The 20,755-nt window shown below is 64.7% G+C and carries 20 protein-coding genes; 8 read left to right on the forward strand and 12 right to left on the reverse strand.

The features are described from left to right. Positions 1-117 precede the first annotated feature (117 nt). From AC0L3B_RS32085 to AC0L3B_RS32110, 6 genes are all read right to left on the reverse strand, one after another. Positions 118-1,350 carry a hydantoinase/carbamoylase family amidase gene (locus tag AC0L3B_RS32085; protein ID WP_473381672.1) on the reverse strand — a complete coding sequence of 411 codons (1,233 nt, stop codon included), beginning with the start codon at positions 1,348-1,350 and terminating at the stop codon, positions 118-120. Continuing rightward, the gene (locus tag AC0L3B_RS32090) at positions 1,343-2,128 is read right to left on the reverse strand and encodes an ABC transporter ATP-binding protein (protein ID WP_018460330.1); all 786 of its coding nucleotides are present in this window, start codon (positions 2,126-2,128) and stop codon (positions 1,343-1,345) included. The genes AC0L3B_RS32085 and AC0L3B_RS32090 overlap by 8 nt, the downstream gene beginning before the upstream one ends. After that, a complete protein-coding gene (locus AC0L3B_RS32095; RefSeq protein WP_007601313.1) occupies positions 2,125-2,898 on the reverse strand; it encodes an ABC transporter permease in 774 nt (257 codons plus the stop codon). The genes AC0L3B_RS32090 and AC0L3B_RS32095 overlap by 4 nt, the downstream gene beginning before the upstream one ends. A 73-nt stretch (positions 2,899-2,971) precedes the next feature. After that, entirely contained in the window at positions 2,972-3,916 is a 945-nt protein-coding gene (locus AC0L3B_RS32100; protein WP_026234003.1) for an ABC transporter substrate-binding protein, read from the reverse strand. Positions 3,917-4,022: 106 nt separating this feature from the next. Beyond that, positions 4,023-4,751, reverse strand: coding sequence for a histidine utilization repressor (gene hutC / locus AC0L3B_RS32105; RefSeq protein WP_085350550.1), 729 nt, complete (start codon positions 4,749-4,751; stop codon positions 4,023-4,025). After that, on the reverse strand, positions 4,748-6,106 hold the full coding sequence (locus AC0L3B_RS32110) for a formimidoylglutamate deiminase (protein ID WP_473381673.1): 1,359 nt from the start codon (positions 6,104-6,106) through the stop codon (positions 4,748-4,750). The genes hutC and AC0L3B_RS32110 overlap by 4 nt, the downstream gene beginning before the upstream one ends. Before the next feature lie 84 nt (positions 6,107-6,190). Between AC0L3B_RS32110 and hutI the strand changes: the two genes are divergently transcribed. The 3 genes from hutI to hutU are packed head-to-tail and all read left to right on the forward strand — an operon-like array spanning position 6,191 to position 10,642. After that, positions 6,191-7,405, forward strand: a complete 1,215-nt coding sequence (hutI, locus tag AC0L3B_RS32115; protein WP_473381674.1) for an imidazolonepropionase — start codon at positions 6,191-6,193, stop codon at positions 7,403-7,405. Beyond that, positions 7,402-8,961, forward strand: coding sequence for a histidine ammonia-lyase (gene hutH, locus AC0L3B_RS32120; protein WP_473381675.1), 1,560 nt, complete (start codon positions 7,402-7,404; stop codon positions 8,959-8,961). Before hutI ends, hutH begins: the two co-directional genes overlap by 4 nt. A gap of 13 nt (positions 8,962-8,974) precedes the next feature. Next, a complete protein-coding gene (hutU, locus tag AC0L3B_RS32125) occupies positions 8,975-10,642 on the forward strand; it encodes a urocanate hydratase (protein WP_473381676.1) in 1,668 nt (555 codons plus the stop codon). A 7-nt stretch (positions 10,643-10,649) separates the two neighbouring features. Here hutU and AC0L3B_RS32130 read toward each other — a convergent pair whose 3' ends face one another. After that, positions 10,650-10,925, reverse strand: coding sequence for a hypothetical protein (locus tag AC0L3B_RS32130; protein WP_083926599.1), 276 nt, complete (start codon positions 10,923-10,925; stop codon positions 10,650-10,652). Here AC0L3B_RS32130 and AC0L3B_RS32135 point away from each other — a divergent pair. Beyond that, on the forward strand, positions 10,918-12,234 hold the full coding sequence (locus tag AC0L3B_RS32135; protein WP_085384854.1) for an alpha/beta hydrolase: 1,317 nt from the start codon (positions 10,918-10,920) through the stop codon (positions 12,232-12,234). The two genes, AC0L3B_RS32130 and AC0L3B_RS32135, sit on opposite strands and share 8 nt — an antisense overlap. Positions 12,235-12,245: 11 nt before the next feature. Here AC0L3B_RS32135 and AC0L3B_RS32140 read toward each other — a convergent pair whose 3' ends face one another. The 3 genes from AC0L3B_RS32140 to AC0L3B_RS32150 form a co-directional block, all read right to left on the reverse strand. Next, positions 12,246-12,512, reverse strand: coding sequence for a TonB-dependent receptor plug domain-containing protein (locus tag AC0L3B_RS32140; RefSeq protein WP_018460323.1), 267 nt, complete (start codon positions 12,510-12,512; stop codon positions 12,246-12,248). Between the two features lie 62 nt (positions 12,513-12,574). After that, positions 12,575-13,621, reverse strand: a complete 1,047-nt coding sequence (locus AC0L3B_RS32145) for a hypothetical protein (protein WP_018460322.1) — start codon at positions 13,619-13,621, stop codon at positions 12,575-12,577. A gap of 312 nt (positions 13,622-13,933) precedes the next feature. Next, the gene (locus AC0L3B_RS32150; RefSeq protein WP_018460320.1) at positions 13,934-14,218 is read right to left on the reverse strand and encodes a hypothetical protein; all 285 of its coding nucleotides are present in this window, start codon (positions 14,216-14,218) and stop codon (positions 13,934-13,936) included. A gap of 172 nt (positions 14,219-14,390) precedes the next feature. Here AC0L3B_RS32150 and AC0L3B_RS32155 point away from each other — a divergent pair, with 172 nt between their 5' ends. Then, on the forward strand, positions 14,391-15,200 hold the full coding sequence (locus AC0L3B_RS32155) for an ABC transporter substrate-binding protein (RefSeq protein ID WP_026234000.1): 810 nt from the start codon (positions 14,391-14,393) through the stop codon (positions 15,198-15,200). On the opposite strand, the gene AC0L3B_RS32160 is transcribed toward AC0L3B_RS32155, so the two are convergent. Next, complete coding sequence (locus AC0L3B_RS32160) at positions 15,174-15,872, reverse strand: ABC transporter permease (protein ID WP_018460318.1); 699 nt, start codon at positions 15,870-15,872, stop codon at positions 15,174-15,176. The two genes, AC0L3B_RS32155 and AC0L3B_RS32160, sit on opposite strands and share 27 nt — an antisense overlap. A gap of 217 nt (positions 15,873-16,089) precedes the next feature. Continuing rightward, positions 16,090-17,142 carry a histidinol-phosphate transaminase gene (hisC, locus tag AC0L3B_RS32165; protein WP_026233999.1) on the reverse strand — a complete coding sequence of 351 codons (1,053 nt, stop codon included), beginning with the start codon at positions 17,140-17,142 and terminating at the stop codon, positions 16,090-16,092. Between the two features lie 222 nt (positions 17,143-17,364). On the opposite strand from hisC, the gene AC0L3B_RS32170 reads away from it, so the two are divergent. The 3 genes from AC0L3B_RS32170 to AC0L3B_RS32180 all read left to right on the forward strand — a co-directional run bounded on the left by AC0L3B_RS32170 (position 17,365) and on the right by AC0L3B_RS32180 (position 20,557). Beyond that, complete coding sequence (locus tag AC0L3B_RS32170; protein WP_026233998.1) at positions 17,365-18,843, forward strand: FAD-binding oxidoreductase; 1,479 nt, start codon at positions 17,365-17,367, stop codon at positions 18,841-18,843. Positions 18,844-19,101: 258 nt separating this feature from the next. Further along, complete coding sequence (locus tag AC0L3B_RS32175) at positions 19,102-19,953, forward strand: 3-hydroxybutyryl-CoA dehydrogenase (RefSeq protein WP_018460315.1); 852 nt, start codon at positions 19,102-19,104, stop codon at positions 19,951-19,953. A gap of 139 nt (positions 19,954-20,092) precedes the next feature. Beyond that, on the forward strand, positions 20,093-20,557 hold the full coding sequence (locus AC0L3B_RS32180) for a group III truncated hemoglobin (RefSeq protein WP_247295107.1): 465 nt from the start codon (positions 20,093-20,095) through the stop codon (positions 20,555-20,557). Positions 20,558-20,755 lie beyond the last annotated feature (198 nt).

Raw genomic sequence — 20,755 nt, forward strand, 5'->3', positions numbered from 1 at the left:
GCGGGTGCCAGCCGGCACCCGGCCTTCCCTGCGCCCTCTTGGACAAGAGGGTGAAGCGACGAAGCAAAGCTCGGGCGAAACACGCCGCGAGGATGCGAAGCTGTGTCTGTAATCGTTCTAGCCGCCGAGTATCCGCTGGCAAGCGTCGACAAACACCTGGGCGCCGGTGACGATGTCGACGTCGGCGGTGTTCTCGGTCCAGTGATGACTGATGCCGCCGATCGACGGTACGAACAGCATGCCCGCGGGCATGATTGTCGCCAGCATCTGCGCGTCGTGGCCGGCGCCGCTGGGCATGCGGATGGACCGTCCGCCGGCCAGGGCCTTGCTCGCGGCTTCGATCGCGTCCTGGATGCCCGCGTTCATCATGGCCGGCGCACCGGTGCGCAGTTTGTCCACGGTGACGGTGCAGGGGCCGTTCGCGCTGACCTCGTCCGCCATGCTCCGCAGCAGTTCTTCCAGCCGTGCGACGACGGAAGGATCGTCGTCGCGGATCTGGAACAGCATTTCGGCCGCACCCGGAATGATGCTCGGTGCGCCCGGATCGAGCGTGATGCGGCCGGTGGTCCAGACCGTGCGCAGGCCGCAGCTCTCGGGGAAACGCTTGTCGATCGCGACGCAGAACTTTGCCAGCGCCAGCCCGGCATCCTTCCGTGCAGCCATGCGGGTCGTGCCGGCGTGATTCTGTTCACCGACGAAATTGATCTGGTATTGCCAGATGCCGACGATGGAGGTGACGACGCCGATCGCAAGGCGACCGCTTTCGAGCGTGTCGCCCTGCTCGATATGGGCTTCCAGATATCCGACGTGCCGGCCCGGCTCGGCGGCGATGCGTGGTCGTCCTGCGAGCCCCATGTCGGCAAGTGCGGCCCGCATGGTGCGGCCGCTGGTGCGGTCGCGTGCGGCATCGATGTCGGTCTCGGTCAATTGGCCGACATAGGAGCGCGAACCGAGAAAGTGTCCAAAGTGTCCTTCCTCGTCGCACCAGGCGGCAAGCTCGACCGCGCCTTCGAGCGAGGGATCGGCATTGAGCACGCGGGCCGCTTCGAGCGCGTAGACGACCCCGAGCGGGCCGTCGAGCCAGCCGGCGTAGTTCTGGCTTTCGAGGTGCGATCCCGCGAGCAGCTTGGGTCCCGACTTTGCGCTGGTGCCAAAGACATTGCCGATGCCGTCGATCGCGGCGGAGAGGCCTGCGTCGGGCAGCTTCTGCACCAGCCAATCCAGCGAAAGCTTGTGCGGCTCGGAGAAGGTCGGCTTGTGCACGCCGGTCTTGTACGCGCCAATGGCACGGAGCGCATTGAGATCGGCGAGAACGCGCTCGCCGTTTGCGCGTGAAAAGGTGTTAGGCATGCTCGGCAACCTTCAACGCCTCGGTGCGGATCTCCTCGACCAGCCGTTCCTTCAACTGCACAAATTCGGGCGTGGTCTTGATCTTGTAGGAGCGCGGATGCGGCAGGTCCACATTGATCTCGGCCTTGATGCGGCCGGGACGCGCGCTCATGACGATGACGCGGCTGCCGAGGAAGATCGCTTCCTCGATGTCGTGGGTCACGAACAGCACGGTCTTCTGGTCGCGCTCCCAGATCCCGAGCAGCATTTCCTGCATCAGGGCTCTCGTCTGGTTGTCGAGCGCGCCGAAGGGCTCGTCGAGCAGCAGGATCTTGGGATCATTGGCGAGCGCGCGCGCGATCGCGGTGCGCTGCTGCATGCCGCCGGAGAGCTGCTTTGGCCAATGGTTCTCAAAGCCGGACAAACCGACCTGGCGGATGAAGGCATCGGCGACCTTGTTTCGCTCCACCTCGGGCACGCCGCGCTCGCGAAGGCCGAAGGCGATGTTCTCGCGCACCGTCAGCCAGGGAAACAGCGTGTAGGACTGGAACACCATGCCGCGGTCGGCGCCCGGGCCAGTCACCTCGCGTCCGTCGAGCACCACACGTCCGCCGGTCGGGCGATCGAGGCCGGCGACGATGCGAAGCAGCGTGGACTTGCCGCAGCCGGAAGGGCCGAGGATGGTGACGAAGTCGTTGTTGCCGATCACAAGGTCGGTCGGCTCCAGCGCCCTCGTTGGCGCGTTGCCGTGGCGCGCGGGAAAAGTTCGCGAGACCTGTTCGATCTTGAGGATCGTCATGCGAGCCTCCAGGGAAACAGCCACGCGTTGAACGCCTTGAACAGGAAGTCCGAGACGAGGCCGATCAGCCCGATCACGATGATGCCGAAGATGATCTGGCCGGTGTTGAGCAGCGCCTGGCTGTCGGTGATCATGTGGCCGATGCCGGAGGAGGAGCCGATCAGTTCGGCGACGATGACATAGGTCCAGGCCCAGCCCAGCACCAGCCGCAGGATCTCGGCGATCTCCGGCGCGGAAGAGGGCAACAGCACGCGGCGGATGATGCCGCGGTCGCTGGCTCCCAGCGTATAGGCCGCCTCGACCAGGTCGCGCCGCGTGGTGCCGACGGTCACCGCGATCATCAGGATGATCTGGAACACCGAGCCGATGAAGATGACGAGCAGCTTCTGCAGCTCGCCGATGCCTGCCCACAGGATCAGGAGGGGAATGAAGGCGGAGGCCGGCAAATAGCGCGCAAAGGAAACGAACGGTTCGAGGAAGGCCTCGACCGGCTTGTACGCGCCCATCAGCACGCCGAACGGCACCGCGATGATTGCGGCCAGCACGAAGCCGCCGACGACGCGCCAGATCGTCATGCCGATGTCGAACAGGAAGCCCTGTTTGATGATCAGATCGACGCCTTCCTGCACCATGGTCAGCGGGTTGGCGAGGAACACCTTCGACACATGGCCGCCGAAGGTCGCCCAGGACCAGAGGGCTACGAACACCACGAAGAACGCAAGGCCGTAAGCCACGCGCTGCCTTGACGTCACGGGATCGAGGGGACGCATCAAACTGTCTATCCGGGCGGTGAACAAGTTTGCCGGCCCCGCGGCGAGACGGGGCCGGCGGCTCCTGGGAGATTTACTTGATATAGCTGGCGTCGAAGAGATCCTCGACCTTCGGCGCGGCCTTGATGATCCCGATCTCGAGCAGGAGGTCGGCGGCCTCCTTGTTGAAGGTCAGGAAATCGCCGGCGAAGAATTTCTGGTTCGCGGCCTTGTCCTGCCAGCGCAGATATTTTGCCGAGTTGCCGAACGCCTCGCCGCTCTGCTTCACGTCGGCACCCATGATCTCGTAGGCCTTGGCCTGGTCCTTGGCGATCATGTCGAGGGCCTCGAAATAGCTGTCGGCGAGCGCCTTGGCGGCCTTCGGGTTCTCGGTGAGGAATTTCGGCGTGCAGCCGAACGTGTCCATGACCATCGGATAGTCGAGCGTGGTCGCGATGATCTTGCCCTTGTCGGGGGCGGCACGAACCGTCGACAGATACGGCTCATAGGTCATCGCGGCATCGTTCTGGCCGGAGACAAAGGCCTGTGCCGCCGCCGCCGGCTCGAGGTTCACGACAGTGACGTCCTTCACCGACAAGCCGTTCTTCTTGAGCATCCAGGCCAGCGCGAAATAGGGCGAGGTACCGGGCGCGGAAGCAGCAACCGTCTTGCCCTTCAGATCCTTGATCGCGGCAAGCTCGTTGCGCACGGCCATGCCGTCGGCGCCGTAGCTCTTGTCGAGCTGGAAGATCTGTTTGGTCGCGACGCCGTTGGCGTTCCAGGAGATCCAGGTCTCCACGGTGGTCGCCGCGCACTGGACGTCGCCGGACGCGATCGCGAGATGGCGATCCTTCTGCGGAATCTTCTTGATGGTGACGTCGAGGCCGTTCTTCTTGAAAATGCCGGCTTCCTTCGCCAGCGTCAGCGGCGCGAACCCGGTCCATCCGGAGATGCCGACGCCGACCTTGACGTCGTCGGCGAGCACGGGGGTGGAGACCGCAAGTGCAATGACTGCCGCAAATACTTTCGAACTACGCATGATTGTCGTCCTCTTGCCGATCGATGGATTGACGTCCTGTTGATCTTGGTCGGTCCTCATGGACCGTTGCCCGAAACGTTGCACGATTTGTGCCGACATCGTCCTCTCAGCCTCCCTTGAATCGGGCGACAAGGCGGTGAGAGTCACCGGGATAGAGCAGCCGCACGGCGGTGATCGTGCGCGCGCTGCGCCAGGTATAGCGGTCGATCACGAGGCAGGGCGCGCCGACGGCGATGTCGAGCGCTTCGGCCGTGCGATCGTCCGCAACGATAGCGCTGATCGTATGCTCTGCCTCTGTCCATGGAACATGGTGAAGCAGCCATGAGCCGGGTGGCTCACGCGAAAAATCTGCGGCCGCCGCATCCGGCACCGACGCGAGATCGATCAGCCTGTCCTCGACGGCGAAAGGCACGTTGTCGGCGCTGTGGCGGCAGGTGATCGCGACCACCTTGCCGGCCTTCTTGACACCGAGGCGGTCACGGTCGGCCGCAGTCGCGGCGCGGAGCTTGCGGCCGATCAGCTCGTAGCCGTAATCGCGCCCGAGCGCGGTGATCTCGGCGCGCATGTCGGCGATCTTGAGCACGGCGGACTGGTGTTGCGGCCGGCGGACGAAGGAGCCGGCACGTCGCCGCCGCTCGATCAGGTCGGCTTGCGCGAGCTCCGACAGCGCCTTGTTCACGGTCATGCGCGAGCAGCCGTAACGCGCCACCAGTTCGTGCTCGAACGGGATGCGATGCCCGGGCGGCCACTCGCCGGTCAGAATGCGCTTCTCGATATCGGCGCGGATCCGCTTGTAGAGCGTCGGCTTGTCGCCGGCATCTGTGGCGAGGCTCATGCGACGAGCCTCCGCACCGATGCGTTGAAGTGTTCGCGCGCGGCCTGGCGCAGTCTGTGCCGCCCGCCTTCGACGACCTTGTCGCCGCCGGCCCAGACGCAATCGATCGCGCCGTTGCCCGAAGCGAAGATCCAGCCGTCGATGGCGGCATCGCGCGCGCGCCCCGCCAGCGAGGGATGCGTGATGTCGAGCGTGACGATGTCGGCGCGTGCACCTGGCGTCAGACCGACTGACATCTGGGCTAGTGCCCGCGCACCGCCTGCAAGCGCATGATCGAACAGGGCGCGTCCCGTCGAGCGGCCTGCGCCGGCAGAGAGCACGTTGCGTTCACGGTGCTTGAGCCGTTGGCCATATTCGAGCTGACGCAGCTCGTCGGCGACGCCGACCAGCACATTGGAATCCGTGCCGACGCCAAAGGCACCGCCGGCACCGACGAATTCGCGCGCCGGGAAAATGCCATCACCAAGGCTTGCCTCGGTGATGGGGCAGAGGCCGGCGACCGCGCCGGTCCTAGCGAAGGCGCGGACTTCCTCGTCCGTGGTGTGGGTGGCGTGAATGAGGCACCAGCGTTGATCGACGGGTGCGTGCTCCAGCAACCATTGCACCGGACGTCGTCCGGACCACGCCAGGCAATCCTCGACTTCCTTCACCTGCTCGGCGGCATGAATGTGCACCGGGCCGCCCTCCGCGAGTGGAATGATAGCCGCAAGCTCGGCCGGCGTTACGGCGCGCAAGCTGTGCGGCGCGATGCCGATATTTGCGCCCGGCAGTCGTTCAATGACCTTGCGCGAGGCAGCCATCAGTGCGGAAAATTGATCAACCGTACAGACGAAGCGGCGCTGGCCGCCATGCGGTGCTGCGCCTCCAAATGAGCCATGCGCATAAAAACTCGGCAGCAACGTCAGCGCAATACCCGAAGCTTCGGCGGCCTGCGCGATGCGTGCGGCCATTTCGCCGATGTCGGCGTAGGGCGAGCCGTCGCGATCATGATGCAGATAATGGAATTCGCCGACGCTGGTAAAACCCTGCTCCAGCATCTCGACATAAAGCAGTGTCGCGACCGCCGCGACGTCGTCGGGCGTCATCGCCAGCGCGAAGCGGTACATCGTCTCGCGCCAGGTCCAGAAGGTGTCGGTGCTATCGCCGCGCAGTTCCGCGAGACCCGCCATGCCGCGCTGGAAAGCGTGGCTGTGCAGGCTCGCAAGTCCCGGAAACGCGATGTCGTGGCGTTCATCGCCGGAGACCGGCGCCATGCCCGGCGTCACCTCGGCGATCGCGCCGGCGGTGATCACCACCTGCACGTCATTGGCCCAGCCCGAGGGCAGGAGCGCGGAGGCGAAATGCAGTCGTGTCATGTTTCCATGCCGGCTGGACAGAACCGCGACACGATTATATGTCTAGACATATAAGTCAAGCATCCCACGCGAAGGGACAGTTGCATGGCAGAACGCTTCGACCGGATCTGGCATAACGCCCGGCTCGCCACGATGCGAGCCGACCGTCCCGATCTCGGTGAGATCGAGCACGGCGTGATCGCCGCGCGCGGCGGTCGTATCGCTTATGCGGGTTCGCAGACCGATTTTCCGGCGAGCGCCGATGCAGCCGACCGGATCGATTGCGGAGGGCGTTGGATCACGCCCGGTCTCGTCGATTGTCACACCCATCTGGTCTATGGCGGCAACCGCGCCCATGAGTTCGAGCTGTGCCTGAAGGGCGCGAGCTACGAAGAGATCGCGCGCGCCGGCGGCGGTATCGTCTCGACGGTAGCCGCGACGCGCAAGGCAAGCGAGGCCGAGCTCGTAGCACACGCGCTGCCGCGGCTCGATGCGCTGATTGCCGAGGGTGCCACCACGGTCGAGATCAAGTCCGGCTACGGCTTGGACACCGAGACCGAGATGCGGCAGCTGGCCGCCGCGCGAAGCCTGGGCCGTCAGCGGCCGGTCGCGATCCGCACGTCGTTTCTCGGCGCGCATGCGCTGCCGCCAGAGGCCGATGGCGACAAGGATCGCTACATCGATCTCGTCTGCAGGGAGATGTTGCCGGCGGTCGCGACGGCGGGCCTCGCCGATGCCGTCGATGCCTTCATGGAGGGGATCGCATTTTCCGGCGAGCAGACGGCGCGGGTGTTCGAGACGGCGAGGCGGCTCGGACTTCCGGTTAAGCTGCATGCTGACCAGCTCTCGAACCTCGGCGGGGTTGCGCTCGCCGCAAAATTCTCGGCGCTCTCGGCCGATCACCTCGAGCACACCGACGAAGCCGGTGCAGCGGCGATAGCGAAGGCCAGAACGGTGGCCGTGCTTCTGCCCGGCGCCTTCTACTTCATCCGCGAGACGCAAAAACCGCCGGTCGAGGCGTTCCGCAAGCACGGCGTTGCCATGGCGCTCGCGACCGACTGCAATCCGGGCAGCTCGCCGCTGACCTCGCTGCTGCTCGCCATGAACATGGGCGCGACGCTGTTCCGGATGAATGTGGCCGAGTGCCTTGTGGGTGTCACCCGCGAAGGCGCGCGAGCGCTCGGCGTGCTCAATGATACCGGCACGTTAGAGGCCGGCAAATGGTGTGACCTTGCGATCTGGGACATCGAGCGCCCCGCCGAGCTGGTGTACCGCATCGGCTTCAATCCGCTTCATCGCCGGGTGTGGAGGGGACAGTGATGGAGAAGGGCGCAGCGATCGTCGTCAAGCCGGGAACGGTCAGCCTCGACGATCTCGCGCGCGTACTCGAAGGACATTCCGTGCTACTCGATCCCGCCTTCTGGCCGCACGTCGACGCGGCCGCGGAGATCGTTGCAAGGGCCGCGCGAGCCGATGCTCCCGTCTACGGCATCAACACCGGCTTCGGGAAGCTGGCGTCGAAGCGGATTCCACCTGACCAGACCGCGCTGCTCCAGCGCAATCTCATCGTCTCGCATTGCTGCGGCGTCGGTGCGGCGACGCCCGAGCCGATTGTCCGGCTGATGATGGCGCTGAAGATCATCTCGCTCGGGCGCGGTGCTTCCGGCGTGCGCCGCGAGGTGATCGAGCAGCTGCAGGCCATGCTGGCGCGGCGCGTCTCACCGCTGGTGCCGCAGCAGGGTTCGGTCGGTGCTTCTGGCGATCTCGCGCCGCTCGCGCATATGACCGCTGTGATGATCGGCGAAGGACAGGCGTTCGTCGACGGCAAGAGCGTGTCAGGCAGCGAGGCGCTCGCAGCCGCTGGCGTCGCGCCGCTGACATTGGGGCCCAAGGAAGGGCTCGCGCTGATCAACGGCACGCAATTCTCCACCGCCTACGCCGTCTCCGGCGTGCTGCGCGCATTTCGCCTGGCCCGCGCCGCGCTCGTTACCGGCGCGCTGTCGGTCGACGCGGCGATGGCCTCGACGGCGCCGTTCCGTCCCGAAATCCAGGCGCTGCGCGGCCATTCGGGACAGATCGCGGCCGCGGCAACCTTGATGGCGCTGCTCGACGGCAGCGACATCCGCCTGTCGCATCTCGAAGGCGACGAGCGCGTGCAGGACCCCTATTGCCTGCGCTGCCAGCCGCAGGTCGCAGGCGCGGCGCTCGACCTGATCCTGCAGGCGGCGCGGACGCTGATTATCGAGGCCAATGCCGTCACCGATAATCCGCTTGTCCTGGTCGAGACCGGCGAGATCGTCTCCGGCGGCAACTTCCATGCCGAACCGGTGGCTTTTGCCGCGGATACCATCGCGCTGGCGCTGTCGGAAATCGGTGCGATCAGCGAGCGGCGCATCGCGACGCTGGTCGATCCCGCGCTCAATTTCGGCCTGCCGCCGTTCCTCACTCCCGATCCCGGTATCAATTCCGGCTTCATGATCGCCGAGGTGACGGCGGCCGCACTCTATGCCGAGAACAAGCAGCGCGCGGCCGTGTGCTCGATCGATTCGACGCCGACCAGCGCCAACCAGGAAGACCATGTCTCGATGGCCGCGCATGCTGCACGGCGCCTGTCTGACATGGCGGACAATCTCGCCACCATCCTGGGCATTGAGCTGCTGGTCGCCGCCCAAGGCATCACGCTGCGCGCGCCGCATGCGACCAGCGCGCCGCTCGCCGCCGTCATCGCCGCACTGCGCGAGCAGGTGCCGCAGCTCGGCGCCGACCGCTACATGGCCGGCGATCTCGCCAGGGCTGCAGCGCTGGTCGAAGCCGACGCGCTGCCGGCTGCGGCGCTCGCCGTACTGTCAACTGACCCGTTTCCGACACTTGCCTGACGAGGTGTTCCGCATGAACCGCCGACTGGACAACGACCGCACCATCCGCGCGCCCCGCGGCAGCGAAATCAGCGCCAAGAGCTGGTTGACCGAAGCTCCCTTGCGCATGCTCATGAACAATCTCGATCCCGACGTTGCAGAACGTCCGAGCGAGCTCGTCGTCTATGGCGGCATCGGCCGCGCCGCGCGCGACTGGGAGAGCTTTGACCGGATCGTTGCTTCGCTGCGCGAGCTCGAGGACGACCAGACGCTGCTGGTCCAGTCCGGCAAGCCGGTCGGCGTTTTCCGGACCCACGCCGATGCACCGCGTGTCCTGATCGCGAACTCGAACATCGTGCCGCACTGGGCGACGCTCGATCATTTCAACGAGCTCGATCGCAAGGGCCTGATGATGTACGGCCAGATGACGGCGGGTTCCTGGATCTATATCGGCAGCCAGGGCATCGTGCAGGGCACCTACGAAACCTTCGTTGAAGTTGGCCGCCGCCACTATGGCGGCAGCCTCGCCGGCAAATGGATTTTGACGGCCGGTCTCGGCGGCATGGGCGGCGCGCAGCCGCTGGCTGCGACCATGGCCGGGGCCTCGATGCTGGCGGTCGAATGCCAGCCGAGCCGCATCGAGATGCGTCTGCGCACCGGGTATCTCGATCGCCAGGCCGCAACGCTGGACGAGGCGCTTGCGATCATGGCCGACGCAGCGAAGACGAAGAAGGCGGTCTCGGTCGGCCTGCTCGGCAATGCCGCGGAGATTTTTCCCGAGCTGGTCCGCTGTGGCGTCAGGCCCGACATCGTCACCGATCAGACCAGCGCGCACGATCCGATCAACGGCTATTTGCCGAAGGGCTGGACGCTCGCCGAGTGGGAAGCCAAGCGCGCTGCCGACCCCAAGGCCGTGGAGCGCGCCTCGAAGACCTCGATGGTTGAGCACGTCCAGGCCATGCTGGATTTCCATGCACTGGGCATTCCGACCCTCGACTATGGCAACAATATTCGCCAGATGGCGCAGGACATGGGCCTGAAGAATGCCTTCGATTTTCCCGGCTTCGTTCCCGCCTATATCCGTCCCTTGTTCTGCCGCGGCGTCGGGCCGTTCCGCTGGGCCGCGCTGTCGGGCGATCCCGAGGACATCTTCAAGACCGACGCCAAGGTCAAGGAGCTGATGCCTGACGACAAGCATCTGCACAATTGGCTCGACATGGCCAGGGAGCGCATCAAGTTCCAGGGCCTGCCGGCGCGGATCTGCTGGGTCGGGCTCGGCGATCGCGATCGCCTGGGCCTTGCCTTCAATGAGATGGTGGCGCGCGGCGAATTGAAGGCACCCATCGTGATTGGCCGCGATCATCTCGACAGCGGTTCAGTGGCGAGCCCCAACCGCGAAACCGAAGCGATGAAGGACGGGTCGGACGCTGTGTCCGACTGGCCCTTGCTCAACGCCCTGCTCAATTGCGCCAGCGGCGCGACCTGGGTGTCGCTGCATCACGGTGGCGGCGTCGGCATCGGCTATTCCCAGCATGCCGGCATGGTGATCGTCGCCGACGGTACGCCGGAAGCGGCGAAGCGGATCGCGCGCGTGCTCTGGAACGACCCTGCCAGCGGCGTCATGCGCCACGCCGACGCGGGCTACGACACCGCGATCGGCTGCGCCCGCGACAAAGGGCTCGACCTGCCGAGCCTGCGCTAGGCGCGACTTAGGCCACGACCCTGGCTTCGGCGCTGCCGAGGCGCTGGCGTTCCTTTGCGAGATACTCGTCGATCGCGTCGCCGTGCATGGGCTTTGCGAAGTAGTAGCCCTGGATGAAGTCGCATCCCAGCCGGCCTGGAGTAACCGTGCCTGCCCGTTTTGAGCATGGCGGCCATAGCCGCAACGCGGCCGGCTGAGGTTTGACCGCGCACAGTCGGCTCGTCATACTTTGCGCCAAGGCGAGCCAGAAAGACTCGTCGGTATCGGGAGCTGAAATGACCAAATCATTCTCCGTCCTTGCGGGGACGCTGATTTCCGTCGTCTCCTTCACTTCGATTGCCTTCTCGCAGCCGGCCTGCGTCACCCAGAACATGGCCGTGCCGCCTGGGGCCAACACCACCGACAAGGCGGGCCCGTTCTTCATTGATACGACGGGTCTTGACTTCAAGACGGCGCCTCCGACGCGCGATCCATCCAATCCCAATTATCCACGCGCCACAGAGCTTCCTGACGGAACGCTGCCGCCACCGGGTGCCGAGGGCAATTTCATCATCGGTCCCACCCACAATCCTGCGCCGGAGACGATCGCGAAGGAGGGCGTGCCGCGTGGGACGACAAAGTCCTTCACGCTGTCGTCGAAGGAGAGCACCATCTACAATCCTGGCCTGATCCGCGATGACGCCGCCGGCTGCACCAATTCCTCGATCATGACGACCGTCACGGCGCCGGACGACAAGTCGCACATGATCGTCACCACCAGCCATCCCGGCGTCTGGTCGCGCACCATCGACGTCTATGTGCCGGCGCAATATGTGCGCGGCAGCGAGGCGCCGTTCATCGTGGTCGGCGACGGCGGCTCCAACGCCTACAAGGACCTCGCCGTCACGCTCGACAATCTGATTGCGCAGCGCCGCGTGCCGCCGATGATCGCGATTCAGATCGGCAATGGCGGGCAGGACGCACAGGGCAGTCAGCGTGGCCGCGAATATGACGCGGTGTCAGGTGCCTACGCGCAGTTCGTCGAGCGTGAAGTGCTGCCGCTGGTCGAAAAGAACGCCGATGTCAAGCTGACCAGAAATCCCGACGGGCGTGCGACCATGGGGCTGAGTTCGAGCGGTGTGGCAGCCTTCACCATGGCGTGGTTCTATCCGGATCTCTATCACCGCGTGCTGGCGTTCTCGCCGACCATGGTCAACCAGCAATGGCCGCATGACCCGTCGCTGCGCGGCGGTGCCTGGGAGTATCACAGCGCATGGACGGGGCCGGCCACACCCAATCTCATCTCCAAGGCGGGCGTGCTCACGCCGGCCGAGCCGCCCGGCCTGCCGCTGATCGTCGCTGCGCCGACCAAGCCGATCCGGTTCTGGTTCTTCGGCGGCGACCAGGACCTGTTCTATCCGAACCCCACTATTCCCGACGGCATGCACGACTGGACCCTCTCCAACGCGCTGATGGCCAAGGTGCTGGCGGAGAAGGGCTACCACTATCAGTTTCTGTTCGTACGCAACGCCAAGCACGTCGACCGTCCCACGATCGCGCAGACGCTGCCGTCGGCGCTGGAGTGGGTCTGGAAGGGCTATCCTATCCCCTGAGCGAAAGTAGCCTAGCGCCCGATCGTCACGCCGGCGGTCGAGCGCATGGCGTCCTTGAGGCTCGTCGCGTTCTTGTCGTCGAGGACCTCTCGCGTCAGCACGGTGGTCTGGCCGGGCGTGTTGAGGATCGTCTCTCCGCGCGAAAAGGAGAGGCGGTCGGCCTTGTAGGGTGAGGCCTGATCGGTCGTGGGCGCATGGCGTTTACTGGATGCGGCGAAGGCTCCTTGCGAGACGCAGAGGACGACAATCACGACCAGTCGCAACGATCTTGCGGGCATGCGATCTCCCAAATTCAGGGCGTTAGCCTAGCATATGGGCTGCTCGTCACTGGAATAAAGGGTCAGGCGAGAGCGGCCTGGCGTTCCCGCATTAATTCGCGGACCGGATCGGGTTTCCCCGGCTCGGCGAGCCGTGTAAAACTGCGCTGGCTTGCATGCGCGGGGGCTTCGACAATCACGCCTTCGCAGACGATCTGTCCGCCGAGCATCCGGAATTCCAGCTTGTCGTAGCGCGGCATCGTCTCGCCGGGCGCGGGCGGCAGCAGCCCGACGCTGCCCTGGATGTTCAGCGTGGCATCATCGGCGCCGTGGAGGCGGGGATTCCACATCCTGATCCCGGTCTCCGCCCAGCGCTGCCGGATTAGCGCGGCGCGGTCGGCGGGCTCTGCGGCTCTCACGCGAGCTTTCGGTGCATACGGGATCTCCGGAGCCGGAGACACGAGGGCCGGAGCTGGCTCGATAGTTGTGACGACGCCGAGCGTCTCGGTGGAGTCTTCCGCGGCGCCGGGGGAAGGATCGCTCTCGATGCTATCCTCAGGGACATGCTCCGGCGAGATGTCGCGATCGGCGAACGCGACACACGTGTCGTCGAGAGTCGAGGAAGTATCCACGTCGACGACCAGAGCGATGGCGTCAACCGTGACGACCTCGACATCGACAGAAGAGGCCTTCTCCGCCACAACGGGCTCAACGTCGGCCGAAAGTTCGGAAGTTGGATCGCTGTTGATGATGAGTTCGGGGACGTCGACCGCTTCGCGCACGACGTCGATAGTCGCGACCGAAACTTCCACGACGATCGGCTCGACTTCCGTCGGCGTCTCCTGGGATGAATCGTCGCTGCCGCTGACATCGGCTGGCGTTTCCGACGGGCTCTCCGCGATGACAGGGCTGGAGGTGTTGTCTTCGGCGGCTGAAGCCGCGACCGGGACGTCGCAGTGCGACGTATCCGCGTTGATGCTGGTGTCGAGAGCCGGAGCCGTATCTGCAATTTCTGCAACAATGGCGGGTGAGGCGTCTACTGCGTCAGGCGTGACGTCGATGCTGCCACCGTGCGGCGCGGGGCGAAGCCGGGTGAACGCCCATTTCACCGCGGCGATGCGGCGCAGCAACGATATCAGTCTCGAAAGCACTGGGAGTTGTCCAAGAGGTACTCGGCTTGAGGCCATCGCTGATTCGCCAGCAATGTAAAAATCCCCGGCTGTCACACTGATGTCAATGTAGGTAGGACCAATTGCAGAACATCCACGCCTTCAGGGCGCGCGGCTGCGATTTAGCCGGCGTGACTGTAACCAAGGTGCAGCCCCGCCAATACGCTTCGTTCGACACCAACACCTTCGCACATGACATCGACAAGCTTTGACGGCACAAAGGTTCTGGAGAGGGGACGATCGCCCCTCTCAGGATTTTCGATCGATACCGGCCTACTTTCCGGCGCCGGAGCCGGAGCCAGCGCCGCCGCCGGCCTGGCTGCCCATGTTATTGGTGTTGCTGCCGCCGGCCGACGGGGTCTGCTTGCCCTTGCTGTCGGCGGCCTCGTTCTGCATGTTCGACGACGCGCCGGTTGTCATGCCCTTGGTCGCGGGGCCCCGCGACGAAGGGCCAACGTCGCCCTGGCCGGATGCGCCTGGGGCGGGTTGTGTCTGCGCAAAGGCGCCGCCGGTCGCCAGCGCCATGATGCACGCGGATGCCAAAATGATCTTCTTCATCTGGTTTCCTCCTGGGTTGCCTTGACGACAACTTGCGCGCGGAGCGGACGTTCCTCACTTAGGAGCGCCGCGAGGCTCATGACCAAGCGCATTGCGGCGCTGTCGAGGTTCCCTGTACAGCTCTATCGACGGTAAAGTTTGGAACATCGAGCATCTTGTGTAAGGACGAGGCATGAAAAGGATAATGACTCTCGGAGCGGTTCTGCTCTGGTCCACCATCGCGTTCGCACAGGAGCGCACCATTACTGTGGCCTCGACGACGTCGACGGAACAGTCGGGGCTGTTCGGTTACTTGCTGCCGCTGTTCTCGAAGGCCAGAGACGTTGACGTGAAGGTCGTTGCCGTCGGTACGGGTCAGGCGCTCGACATCGGGCGGCGCGGCGATGCAGATGTCGTGTTCGTCCATGACAGGCCTGCCGAAGACAAGTTCATGTCCGAAGGCGAGGGCGTGAAGCGCTTCGACGTCATGTACAACGACTTCGTCATTGTCGGGCCGAAGAGCGATCCCGCCAAGATCGCCGGCGGCAAGGATGTGGCCGAGGCGCTGCGCAAGATCGCGGCCGTGAAGGCGCCGTTCATCTCGCGCGGCGACAAGTCCGGCACGCACGCGGCCGAACTGCGGCTGTGGAAGGAGGCAGGCATCGACCTCGGTGCCGCCAAGGACGGCTGGTATCGCGAGATTGGCCAGGGCATGGGTCCAGCACTGAACATGGCGTCGTCGTCGAACGCCTATCTGCTGTCGGACCGCGGCACCTGGTTGTCATTCAAGAACCGCGGCGACCTTGCCGTCCTCACCGAAGGCGACAAGCGGCTGTTCAACCAGTACGGCGTCATGCTGGTCAATCCGGCCAAGCATTCGAACGTGAAGGCGCGGGACGGGCAGGCCTTCGTCGACTGGCTGATCTCTCCTGGGGGGCAGGAGGCCATCGCGGGCTACAAGGTCGGGGGCGAGCAGCTATTTTTCCCCAACGCGTCCCACTAGCAGGAAGGCGACGGTCGACACTGCGACGCTGAGTGCGAGCAGGATCAGCCCGAGCCCGAGCGCCAGCGGCAGGTCGCCCTTGCTGGTCTCCAGCGCGATCGCGGTCGTCATCGTGCGCGTGAAACCGCGAATATTGCCACCGACGATGAGGATGGCGCCGACCTCGGCGATCGCGCGCCCGAAGGCTGCGAGAAAGGCCGTCAGCAGCGAGGTCCGGCCCAGCGCGAACAGCAAGCCGATGCTGCGTAGCGTTGACAGCCCGTCGATCCGTGCGAGGTCGCCATACTCCGCCCACAGCAGGCTCGCCGGCCGGTGCACCAGTGCGACCACGATCGGTGTGGCGAGCAGCGTCTGCGCGACCACCATGGCCGCCGGCGTGAACAACAGGCCGGCGGCCCCGAGCGGGCCCGAGCGCGACAGCAGAAGATAGAGCGCGAGCCCGACCACGACCGGCGGAAGGCCAAGCAAGGCATTGGTCAGGACGATGATGACCTGCCGCCCACGGAACCGGGTGATCGCAAGCAGCGCCCCGAACGGCGCCCCGATCAGAAGCGCGAGGATGCTGGCAGTCAGGCTGACGCGCACCGACAGCCCGACGATGCCCAAAAGCTCTGCGTCGGCCTCGCCGATCAGTGTGAATGCGGCGCCGATGGATCGCGCGAAGTCGTTCATCCGTGCCCGAGCTTCGGCGCCCGCCACGATGCCTCGGGTGCGCCGATTTCGGGACTGCGGGGGTGATTCACGTATATTTCCCTGAGGGCAGCGTCGTGCAAGGCAGCGGCGGAGCGGTTTGGTAACCCGAATTTGACCGGAAATCAAAGCCTTGCGCGGCATGGGTACGAGGTGGCGTTCGGCCTCATCTTTTGCCCGATGCGGGGACGGTCGGGGCTCAGATCAAGCCGCGCAGCACTTCAACGAGCCGGGCACACTCGGCCTCCGTTCCGATCGTGATGCGCAGAAAGTCCTCGATGCGCGGCTTTCCGAAATGCCGGACCAGAACGCCACGCTGGCGAAGCGCTGCCGCGAGATCTGCTCCGCTCCGGCTTCGATGGCGCGCGAAAACGAAGTTGGCGAGCGACGGCAGCACATCGAAGCCGAGTTGTCTGAGATCGCGGGCCAAGGTTTCGCGGCTTGCGATGATACGGGCACGGGTGTCTCGGAACCAGCCGTCGTCCTCGATCGCGGCGACGGCGCCGGCGATCGCGAGGCAATCGAGCGGATAGGAGTTGAAGCTGTCCTTCACCCGTTCCAGCGCTTCGATCAGCGGTCGTTGGCCGATGGCAAAACCAACCCGCAGGCCAGCGAGCGAGCGCGACTTCGAGAAAGTCTGGATAACCAGCAGATTGTCGTGGCGTGCAACCAGCGGCACGGCGCTCTCGGCGCCGAAATCGACATAGGCCTCGTCCACCACCACCAGCCGGTCCGGCTGTTCGGCGAGCAGCCATGCGATGGCGTCGCGCTGAAGGGCGATGCCGGTTGGAGCGTTCGGATTGCAGAGCAGGATGGCGCTCGATGGTCGCCTGTAGTCGGAGATATCGATCCTCATCGCAGCATCGAGCGGCACCTCGTCATGCGTTATTCCATAGAGGCCGCAATAGACAGGGTAGAAGCTGTAGGTGACGTCGGGGAATAGAAGCGGTGGTTCGTGCTTCAGAAGTGCCTGGAAGGTGTGGGCCAGCACCTCGTCGGAGCCGTTGCCGACGAACACTTGCTCGGGCGCCACATCGCAATGGGCCGCGATGGCCTCGCGCAGGCGCGTTGCGCGCGGATCGGGATAAAGGCGCAGCCGCTCCGCGGCCGATGCGATCGCCGCCAGCACGCGCGGCGAGGGCGGGTAGGGATTCTCGTTGGTATTGAGCTTGACGATGCCGTCCTGCTTGGTCTGCTCGCCGGGGACATAGGGCGAAAGCGTGTGGACGACTGGACTCCAGAAACGGCTCATGAGCTCCAATCCGAATTTGATCGGGGCACAGTAGGGTATGCGGGAGCCCGGTGGAAGTGCGCCTGCGTTCAGCATTGCAGGCAAATCCGCACGAGGCTTACTGCCGGAGACGTTCCCGCAAGCGCGACCCCTATGCTAGGGTCATTGCACCACCGCCCAGAATGAAAAAGAACGAAGGCCGGCGCGCCCCAAGGCGCGCAACGGCCGAAAAGAGAGGAACACATGCCGGGTGCAGCCCTTCCCACCGCCCCCTCGATTCCGAGCGCGCCGGTGACGTCAGCCGTTCTCGACCGCTTGCGGGCCATCGTCGGCGACAAAGGCCTGATCGTGGACGAGCAGGACAAGCTGCCCTTCGTGACCGACTGGCGCGGCACGCTGGCGGGGCAGGCCGCGGCGATCGTGCGTCCGGCCATCACCGCGGAAGTCTCCGCTGTCGTCAAGCTCTGCTACGACAACGGCATTGCCATCGTTCCGCAAGGTGGCAACACCGGCCTGATGGGCGGTGCCACGCCGTGGCCCATGCACCGCGGCATCGTGCTGTCGCTTGGTCGCATGAACCAGGTGCTGAATATCGATCCCGTCGGCTATGCTATGACTGTGGAGGCGGGCTGCATCCTCGAGACGCTTCAGGACACAGCCGCGCGCCACGACCGCCTCTTTCCGCTCAGCCTCGGTGCTCAGGGCTCGTGCATGATCGGAGGTAATCTGTCCACCAATGCCGGCGGCGTGCAGGTGCTGCGTTATGGCAATGCGCGAAATCTGGTGTTGGGTCTCGAGGTCGTGCTGGCTAACGGCGATATCTGGGACGGCCTGCGCGCACTCAAGAAGGACAACACCGGCTATGACCTCAAGCATCTGTTCATGGGCGCCGAAGGGACGCTCGGCATCATCACCAAGGCGGTGCTGAAACTCTGGCCGGCGCCGAAAGACGTGTGCACGGCATGGCTCGCAATTCGCGATCCCAAGGCAGCCATCGACCTTCTGTCGGAGGCGCATGCCGCTTCCGATGACAATGTCGGCTCCTGTGAGCTCATCAGCCGTGCGTGCACCGACATGGTGCTGCGCCACATTCCCGGCACCCAGGATCCCCTCAAGGCTGAGACGGAATGGTATCTCCTTCTCGAATGGTCATCGGCACGGCCACGGCAGGACGGAGGCACGGGCATGTCGGACAGGATGGAGCAGTTCTTGGCCGACCAACTCGAGACGGGCCGGGTGCTGGATGCGGTGATCGCGCAAACCGAAGCGCAGTCGCGCAACATGTGGCGGATTCGCGAGAGCGTGGCCGAGGCATCGCGCACCGAAGGTCCGGGCTTGAGCTACGACGTGTCGGTCGCGGTCTCCAGGATTCCCGAGTTCATCGACAGCGGTCTCGAGGCCGTACTCGCAATCCTGCCGGCGATCCGCCCCTATCCGCTCGGCCACATCGGAGACGGCAATGTGCACTTCTCCTTCATGGGCCCGAAGGGCATGGACCGCGATACGCTCTCCCAATATTCCGCGGCGATCACACGGGCCGTCAACGACCTCGTCACCTTCATGGGCGGCTCGATCTCGGCGGAACATGGCATCGGCATCGAAAAGCTCGACGAGCTCCAGCACTACCGTTCCCGGACCGAGCTCGACATCATGCGCACGATCAAGCGGGCGCTCGATCCCAAGAACATCATGAATCCGGGCAAGGTGCTTCGTCTCGGTTGAGCTGTGCCCACCTCAAGCCCGGTGCTCCCGAACGCTCGGCGCTCACGGAGACGGATGCCGCGGATAGGCCGGGCCAAACAGCCGGGGGCGTCAAATCATGCCGTGTGGCGGCCGAAAGGCGGCTTTATTCCCGCCTTGGATGCTTTAAGGAAGGGACAGGATCAGGTCGCACCCGCCCGGGGGCGGTGCTAGACCCTGATGCAGGAACAAAGGGGCGGGCCGGCATGGCACGTCCGCAAGGATGAAGGATTTGAGGCAATGATCCAAAGCGTTGGCATCATCGGGGCAGGCACCATGGGGAACGGCATCGCGCAGATCTGTGCCGCGGCCGGGCTTTCGGTCGTGATGGTCGATATTTCCGATGCGGCGGTGAACCGCGGGATTTCGACGGTTGGCGGCAGCCTCGAGCGCCTGGTCAAGAAGGAGAAGATGTCGGCGGGCGATCGCGACGCCACGCTCAAGCGCATCACCGGCACCACCGACCGCGCCAAGCTCGTCGATTGCGATCTCGTCATCGAGGCCGCGACCGAGAACGAGGAACTCAAGGTCAAGATCCTGAAGGATCTCTGTGCGACGCTGTCGCCACGCACGCTGCTCGCCACGAACACCTCGTCGATCTCGATCACGAAGCTCGCCGCGGCGACCGACCGTCCCGACCGATTCATCGGCATGCACTTCTTCAATCCGGTTCCAGTTATGGCGCTGCTGGAGCTCATCCGCGGCTTGCAGACCTCCGACGACACCCACGCCAAGGCGCTCGATTTGGCCAAGCGCGTCGGCAAGGTGGCGATCACGGCCAAGAACAGCCCGGGCTTTGCCGTCAACCGCATCCTTTGTCCGATGATCAACGAGGCGATCTTCGCGCTGCAGGAGGGGATTGCGACGGCGGAAGAGATCGATGCCGGCATGAAGCTCGGCTGCAACCATCCGATCGGCCCGTTGGCGCTCGCCGATCTCGTCGGGCTCGACACCATGTTGTCGGTGATGGAGGTCTTTTACAAAGGCTTCAACGACCCCAAATACCGTCCGGCGCCCTTGCTCAAGGAAATGGTCGATGCCGGCCATCTCGGCCGCAAGACGGGGCAGGGCTTTTATACCTACAGCGCCTGACAACGGCGCGGGCGGCGGGCGTTGAGTGTGCTCGCCGCCAGACCCCGCGATTTGCGCTGCGACAAAGACGCCGCGCGCAATCGGCCCGACAATGTCGAACGGGCGCCGTGCGGGAACAACGGAACGGATAACAAGGGACATGTCGGATCGACTGAAGGCCGAGCGCGAGGCTGCGACCGCGCGGCGGAATTTGCTGACCCAGGATGCAATCGAGCGCACGGGGATCACCGAAGAGATGATCGGGGAACTCGTGACCCGCTTCTACGGGCGCATCCGCGAGGATGAGCTGCTGGGGCCGGTGTTCGCGAACGTGCAGAATTGGGACGAGCATCTGGCCAAGCTCCGGGATTTCTGGTCGTCGGTCGTGCTGATGAGCGGCCGCTACCATGGTTCACCGATGCGGGCGCATATGCCACTGAACCTGATCGGGGATCATTTCGACCGCTGGCTCGATTTGTTCGAACAGACGGCACGCGAGGTCTGCCCGCCGCCGGCAGCCGCGCTCTTCATCGACAGGGCGCGCCGCATCGCCGACAGTTTTGAGATGGCGTCGGCAACGTTGGCCGGACGCATCGCTGCGCCGCGTCACGTGCTCCGCTCCTAGAACACAAAACGCCTGCCTGAGAAATGCGCAGCCGCGCTGATGGCGCTACGATGGCGCCGAGCGTCGGCGCATTGCACCAATACCGGCAGCATTGATCTGATCTGCAAAATCATCATGCCGGTCGCGTAGCGTGACGTTGCAATTAGAAAAATGCGCGTAAATGCGCGTGTTCTCGTTCAATCAGTGCGAGCATAACCA

It is taken from the genome of Bradyrhizobium sp. Kon56, assembly GCF_055807635.1.

Coding starts and splice junctions, on each gene's coding strand:
- AC0L3B_RS32085 (WP_473381672.1), bottom strand. CDS start 1,350: ATGCCTAACACCTTTTCACGCGCAAACGGCGAGCGCGTTCTCGCCGAT.
- AC0L3B_RS32090 (WP_018460330.1), bottom strand. CDS start 2,128: ATGACGATCCTCAAGATCGAACAGGTCTCGCGAACTTTTCCCGCGCGC.
- AC0L3B_RS32095 (WP_007601313.1), bottom strand. CDS start 2,898: ATGCGTCCCCTCGATCCCGTGACGTCAAGGCAGCGCGTGGCTTACGGC.
- AC0L3B_RS32100 (WP_026234003.1), bottom strand. CDS start 3,916: ATGCGTAGTTCGAAAGTATTTGCGGCAGTCATTGCACTTGCGGTCTCC.
- hutC (WP_085350550.1), bottom strand. CDS start 4,751: ATGAGCCTCGCCACAGATGCCGGCGACAAGCCGACGCTCTACAAGCGG.
- AC0L3B_RS32110 (WP_473381673.1), bottom strand. CDS start 6,106: ATGACACGACTGCATTTCGCCTCCGCGCTCCTGCCCTCGGGCTGGGCC.
- hutI (WP_473381674.1), top strand. CDS start 6,191: ATGGCAGAACGCTTCGACCGGATCTGGCATAACGCCCGGCTCGCCACG.
- hutU (WP_473381676.1), top strand. CDS start 8,975: ATGAACCGCCGACTGGACAACGACCGCACCATCCGCGCGCCCCGCGGC.
- AC0L3B_RS32135 (WP_085384854.1), top strand. CDS start 10,918: ATGACCAAATCATTCTCCGTCCTTGCGGGGACGCTGATTTCCGTCGTC.
- AC0L3B_RS32140 (WP_018460323.1), bottom strand. CDS start 12,512: ATGCCCGCAAGATCGTTGCGACTGGTCGTGATTGTCGTCCTCTGCGTC.
- AC0L3B_RS32150 (WP_018460320.1), bottom strand. CDS start 14,218: ATGAAGAAGATCATTTTGGCATCCGCGTGCATCATGGCGCTGGCGACC.
- AC0L3B_RS32155 (WP_026234000.1), top strand. CDS start 14,391: ATGAAAAGGATAATGACTCTCGGAGCGGTTCTGCTCTGGTCCACCATC.
- AC0L3B_RS32160 (WP_018460318.1), bottom strand. CDS start 15,872: ATGAACGACTTCGCGCGATCCATCGGCGCCGCATTCACACTGATCGGC.
- hisC (WP_026233999.1), bottom strand. CDS start 17,142: ATGAGCCGTTTCTGGAGTCCAGTCGTCCACACGCTTTCGCCCTATGTC.
- AC0L3B_RS32170 (WP_026233998.1), top strand. CDS start 17,365: ATGCCGGGTGCAGCCCTTCCCACCGCCCCCTCGATTCCGAGCGCGCCG.
- AC0L3B_RS32175 (WP_018460315.1), top strand. CDS start 19,102: ATGATCCAAAGCGTTGGCATCATCGGGGCAGGCACCATGGGGAACGGC.
- AC0L3B_RS32180 (WP_247295107.1), top strand. CDS start 20,093: ATGTCGGATCGACTGAAGGCCGAGCGCGAGGCTGCGACCGCGCGGCGG.